Annotated in this window: 4 protein-coding genes; 1 reads left to right on the top strand and 3 read right to left on the bottom strand. The window is 43.9% G+C overall.

The genetic code is table 11. From position 1 onward, the window contains the following. Positions 1 to 421, bottom strand: a 421-nt coding sequence (locus tag MHN01_RS15280) for a cache domain-containing protein (RefSeq protein ID WP_239412134.1), incomplete at its 3' end; no start/stop codon positions are given. 273 nt (positions 422 to 694) lie between these two features. Here MHN01_RS15280 and MHN01_RS15275 point away from each other — a divergent pair. Next, positions 695 to 844: a hypothetical protein gene (locus tag MHN01_RS15275; RefSeq protein WP_239412133.1), complete on the top strand. Its 150-nt coding sequence runs from the start codon at positions 695 to 697 to the stop codon at positions 842 to 844. Between the two features lie 238 nt (positions 845 to 1,082). On the opposite strand, the gene MHN01_RS15270 is transcribed toward MHN01_RS15275, so the two are convergent. Both MHN01_RS15270 and ppsA read right to left on the bottom strand, forming a co-directional pair. After that, positions 1,083 to 3,326, bottom strand: a complete 2,244-nt coding sequence (locus MHN01_RS15270) for a peptidase U32 family protein (protein WP_239412132.1) — start codon at positions 3,324 to 3,326, stop codon at positions 1,083 to 1,085. A 254-nt stretch (positions 3,327 to 3,580) separates the two neighbouring features. Continuing rightward, positions 3,581 to 5,409, bottom strand: a 1,829-nt coding sequence (gene ppsA, locus MHN01_RS15265; protein ID WP_239412131.1) for a phosphoenolpyruvate synthase, incomplete at its 5' end; no start/stop codon positions are given.

The raw sequence follows: 5,409 nt of genomic DNA, 5'->3' as shown, positions 1-5,409 counted from the left end.
AGGAAACCCATCCTCCCCCGTTTTTCGCTTTCCCAATAAAGTCCCTGAAAACTTGCGCTCCATTACTATCAACCCAATCAATCTGGTTGATACCAACCCTTTCTGGAGTGTAGGGCTGCATAAGCAACACACCCTCTCCACTATTAATCCAATAATATCCGTTTTCACCAAATGTCGCCGACTCAAGCGCGTTCATGGCCAGGGTTTGAGCATCCTCAACGCTCACCTCCCCTCGCGAGGCCAAAGTATAAAAAGACTCGATAATACCGATACCAACTTCGGAAATATATTTTGACTGCGCTCTTTTTTCCTCCTTAAGACTATTTGAATATGAGAGAAAGAACAAATATAGAAAGGCCAAGGCGCCTGCACTGATAAGCAGAAAAACCGAAATCAGCCTCTTATAGATTACTGAGTACATTGTCAGTTACACATATCTCAAATTAGAAAATCAACCAATAGACACCTCATATTTTGTATTATTTCAACCTCGCAAATCGTGATCTTAACCCCAAAGATTACTCTTAGTTTTGTTGATTTGTTGCAATCCCAAGCACTTCGTGAGCACAAAGGCGCATATTGATCAGGCTAAAAATACAGCTAGGATCACCTTTATCCACATTCATACTATTCATACATATCATTTTGCTATTACCATTTATATGCATCGCAGGGTAATTAGAAAGGCAGCACCATGGAATATTCACACAAACAAGTTCCCATGGAACCAAAAGAAGACGATAACAGCGTAGAAAAAAAACCAATGGATGAAATACTCGACAGAGTAACCAAATTGGCATTAGAAACGATAGAGCAGTTATCCTCTAAAAAAAGCAACTCATAATAATTAACACATCTGAATAAAGGTCACTACAGTGACCTTTCAAGCAAAGTAAATCAAACCAGTATTTATTTTATAAGAATGGAGATGATGTAGAAAATAACATAAATACAAGTACTAACTATTCAATATACACTGTCGAATAGTTCTACCATTGGTAACAATATAAATTTCCAGTTATGCCGCCTATGCTCTCCGCACAAGGCGGCAACCTACTGTAACTCTCTATGCTCTTAACGGCCTACAGCCCTTTCTTGTACTGCGCATTGGTTGTCGGAGAGATAGCATACTCTAGCGCCTGCTTGGCCCCTTCCCCACCGTTGATTAGGTTCTGGAAAAGCTGTACCAGACTAGCTTTATCTTCTTTGACGGTGGTTTGCGTTTTGATGTCCCTTAGATCGATAAAGAAGCTCGAAAACGTCCCTTCGAGATCAGACGGAATCTCGGTATTCAGGAAGTTGTGCTCGCTATAAAGCGAATTGTGATCACCCTTTTGCTTATCAAGAACGAAAGAAGCTTCTTTCAGATTGATAATCGATGCTGACTTCTTGCACTTCCTAAGACACTTCACATCAAAAGCTTTCTTCTTGCAGCCCACCGTCTGATGGAACAGGCACTGGCGGCTGGTCATCAGTAAAATCGGATGGTAAATACTGTAGAACAGTTTAAAGTTGTCTGGTCTTGCAATAGGCTTAATCTGTTTCTTCTTAATTTCATTAGATATGAAAGAGCCGACACAGTTAAACTCTTCTTTCATACACAAAAGACTGAAAGAGTTCGTAACATTGAGGTAAGGGCCAGCTATCCAGTCAATGCCTTTCTCATAGGCCGCGTAAGCAATTCCTGTGTTGTTAGTGACAATCAGTTTTGGTTGTACCTGCTCAAGAAACTCAACGGCAGCAGTATAATTATTGCCAATCAGAATAGACGGGAACCAAGGGATCAGCTGTTCATTCTCAGTAAAAAGCTCAATTAACCGAGGAAGTCCATGATGAAACGAGTCTGGCAATTGATAATAAATATCCGCAGTGGTAGAAGCGCACAGATCGATATCCTGTTTTGAGGAGATCAGAACCGACAAGGACGGTTTTTCCTGCAGTTTAGGTAACTTCTTCACCTTCGGCGTATCAATCGGTGCAATGCGGGCCTTATCGCCATTCAGGTTAAAGAATATCTGTTCCTTAATCGCAGTCAGCTCGTTGAAAGGCAAAAACACCCCTTGTTCAATATGTTCTACGCACAATGATTCAATATAGAATTCAGCATTATTCAGATTATTAAGCCACTTCTCTATTACTTCTTGTTCTAGGGTATATTTATCTGAGTGAATCACCGTGCTGTCAGAATAGACTTTGAACGCCCGATCTGGTGTCGACACCGATACAGTTAATGGACAGTTCGCTTGCACAGATACCTCAATATTTAACGGAAGTTTATCTGTATTAAAGTGCTTAATTTTCTCTGCTACGGTCGAGATAATAGCCGTTTTATCATCATAAAGCTTTTTCTTGACCTGTTTTACGCTCTCTTCAGTTGTGCAATTATAGACTTTGGAAAAGTGCTTTGCAGAGTAGTCACGAGGGTTATCAATAAACATATTTTTATTGATATCTCCGACCAAATAAGAATTAGAAAAATCACGGTTGAATACCGTATAGAGCTCAGTTGTATCAGTTAACAGTTCATTGCCATCGCAAAAGTTGTCGATTTGTTTACGCCAGTTGTCTACAACAGTATATACATAGTGTGACTTCTTAATCCGCCCTTCAACTTTAAGCGAGTACACCCCTGCATCGGCGAGTTCCTCAAGGTTTGAATAGGCCGAGTTATCTTTAAGATTAAGAGGGTAATCTTTACCTGCCTCTGTCGTCTGATACTTATCACGACAAGGCTGGCTACATCGGCCCCGATTACCCGAATTACCGTTTTTTACCGAACTGATATAACACAGGCCAGAGAAACCAATACAGTACGAGCCGTGCACGAACACTTCCATCAGGACATTATTTTCATGCCCTACCTGAGCCAAGTGTTTAATCTCTCTAATATTTAGCTCGCGAGATAGGTTAACTCGACTGGCTGTTAACTTATTGAGAAAGAAAATTTGACCATCATTATGGGTATTAGCTTGCGTCGAGGCATGAACGTCGAGATCTTTAAAATGCTCTTTCAGTAAGTAAAACAGACCAATATCTTGAACGATCACGCCATCAATCTTGGTATTCACCAGCTTGTTCAGCAATCGAATAATCGCTGGAATTTCACTTTCCAAAATGATGATATTTAATGTTAGAAAGATTTTGCAGTTATGTTCATGAGCCAGTCTTACAACGCCACTCAGGTTATCAAAAGTTAAATTTGTCGCTCTATTTCTGGCGTTGAAGTTATCGAGTCCACAGTATATCGCATCTGCACCTGCTGCTATGGCCGCTTTTATCGACTCAATATCGCCACCTGGTGCCAATAATTCAAACTGATTTCTCATTACGATATAACCCACTTTCTAGCATTACATATTTCAAAGGGGCGTATTCTACGTGGTTCTTTTATTCATTACCAATATTGCCATACAGGCTGTTGATAATGATAACTAAACGTATTTAAGAGATGTTAATGAAGTGCTGAGACATGTTCAAGGTGGTTCTTTCGACGGTTTATCTAGGCCATAAAATTAAAAAACCTGCACCACCCTTTATATGCAAAGGTGATACAGGCTTTATTTAACGGCGATTAATTCGCTTAGTTAGATTTGCTGCCTAGGTGCAACCAAGTTTCAACAACGGTATCCGGGTTAAGAGATACTGAGTCAATACCCTGCTCCATCAGCCAGTCAGCCAAATCGTCATGATCCGATGGTCCCTGACCACAAATACCGACATACTTGCCCGCTTTGTTGGCAGCTTTAATTGCCATCGCCAGCATCGCTTTCACCGCATCATTGCGCTCGTCGAACATGTGGGCAATCTCACCCGAGTCACGGTCCAGGCCAAGTGTCAGCTGAGTCATATCGTTCGAACCAATCGAGAAGCCATCAAAGTACTTGAGGAACTCTTCTGCCAAAATGGCATTCGACGGCAATTCGCACATCATGATGACTTTCAGGCCATTCTCGCCACGACGAAGGTCAAATTTCGCCAGCAGGTCGATTACGGAAGCCGCTTCGCTCACAGTGCGGACGAACGGGATCATGATCTCAACGTTCTTCAACCCCATGCGCTCACGCACACGCTTGATTGCTTCACACTCAAGAGCAAAGCAGTCCTCGAACTTCGGTGAGATGTAACGTGATGCACCACGGAAACCAAGCATCGGGTTTTCTTCCGTCGGTTCGAAGTGAACACCACCAACCAGATTACGGTACTCGTTCGACTTGAAGTCTGACATACGAACAATGACACGTTTCGGCCAGAACGCTGAAGCCAGCGTCGAAATACCTTCAGTCAGTTTCTCAATGTAGAACTCGACAGGATCTGTGTAGCCCACAATGCGCTGGTCGATCTCGGCTTTCAACTCGTCAGACTGTGAATCGTAGTTGAGCAGCGCTTTCGGGTGGATGCCGATCATCTTGTTAATGATGAATTCAAGACGGGCAAGACCAACACCTTCATTCGGAATACAGGCGAAATCAAATGCACGATCAGGGTTACCAACGTTCATCATCACTTTCAGTGGCAGTGTCGGTAGGTCGTCAACCGCGGAGCGGCGAACTTCAAACTCCAGCTCACCTTGGTAGATATAGCCAGTCTCGCCCTGTGCACATGAAACCGTCACTTCCTGTCCTGTCGACAGCAATTCAGTCGCATTGCCACAGCCAACAACGGCAGGGATACCCAGCTCACGAGCAATAATCGCTGCGTGACAAGTACGTCCACCACGGTTGGTAACAATCGCGGCCGCTTTCTTCATCACAGGTTCCCAATCAGGGTCTGTCATATCAGCCACCAGCACGTCACCTGCCTGTACCTGATCCATCTGACTCAGATCCGATACAACACGTACTACACCAGAGCCGATACGCTGGCCGATAGCACGGCCTTCTGTTAGCACTGTGCCCGAACCATTGAGGTGGAAACGCTCCATCACCTGGGCATCATCACGTGAACGTACCGTTTCAGGACGAGCCTGAACGATGAATAGCTCACCGGTTACACCATCTTTCGCCCACTCGATATCCATCGGACGACCGTAGTGTTTTTCGATAATCATGGCCTGCTTGGCCAGTGATTCAATCTCAGCATCAGTCAGAGAGTACTGCTGACGCTCTTCTTCTGTGGTATCCAGGATTTCTACCTGAGTACCTAGTTCTTTACCTTCCGCGTAAACCATCTTGATTTGCTTCGAACCGAAGGTACGGCGAACAACTGCAGGGTTGCCAGCCTGTAGGGTTGGTTTGTGAACATAGAACTCGTCCGGGTTCACGGCGCCTTGCACAACCATTTCCCCCAGTCCCCATGAGGAGGTGATAAACACAACCTGATCGAAACCAGACTCTGTATCTAGGGTAAACATTACACCGGAAGATGCGACATCCGAACGAACCATGCGCTGGATACCCGCAGACAGTGCAA

This window comes from Photobacterium sp. OFAV2-7, from assembly GCF_022347985.1.
GTDB lineage: Bacteria > Pseudomonadota > Gammaproteobacteria > Enterobacterales > Vibrionaceae > Photobacterium.
The sequence above is the reverse complement of the archived record's forward strand: the minus strand, read 5'-3'. Positions and strand labels throughout refer to the sequence as shown.

Bases quoted from the DNA above. Each gene is read 5' to 3' on its own strand.
- MHN01_RS15275 (WP_239412133.1), top strand. From the start codon at position 695: ATGGAATATTCACACAAACAAGTTCCCATGGAACCAAAAGAAGACGAT.
- MHN01_RS15270 (WP_239412132.1), bottom strand. From the start codon at position 3,326: ATGAGAAATCAGTTTGAATTATTGGCACCAGGTGGCGATATTGAGTCG.